At 42.6% G+C, this 251-nt stretch carries 1 protein-coding gene; it reads right to left on the bottom strand.

The genetic code is table 11. The annotated features are described in order from the left end of the window. Window positions 1-110: 110 nt before the first annotated feature. Window positions 111-233 carry a helix-turn-helix domain-containing protein gene (locus tag LJE08_RS15425; RefSeq protein ID WP_370633285.1) on the bottom strand — a complete coding sequence of 41 codons (123 nt, stop codon included), beginning with the start codon at window positions 231-233 and terminating at the stop codon, window positions 111-113. Window positions 234-251: the final 18 nt, after the last annotated feature.

A 251-nucleotide genomic window follows, 5' to 3' on the forward strand; every position in this document is an offset into this window, starting at 1 on the left:
TTGTCATCACGCAGAAACGTGCCATCCATATCAAAGGCCACCGCTTTAAAAGGAAATGCCATTTTCTTCTCCTTCAAATTATCGTTTATGTCAATTATGACACAAAAAAGCTACTTATCCAAATGAGCCGTGTCAAACAGATAGCCAAAGCCACGTGCCGTCTTGATCCATTCAGGGCGATGCGGATCTTTTTCGATTTTATCGCGCAGGTGACTAATGTGAATGTCAACCATGCGGGAAGTGCCTAAAAT

Source organism: Holdemanella sp. DFI.5.55, from assembly GCF_020593575.1.
GTDB lineage: Bacteria > Bacillota_I > Bacilli_A > Erysipelotrichales > Erysipelotrichaceae > Holdemanella > Holdemanella hominis.

Excerpts from the sequence above, each read along its gene's own strand:
- LJE08_RS15425 (WP_370633285.1), bottom strand. The coding sequence starts at position 233 with ATGGTTGACATTCACATTAGTCACCTGCGCGATAAAATCGAAAAAGAT.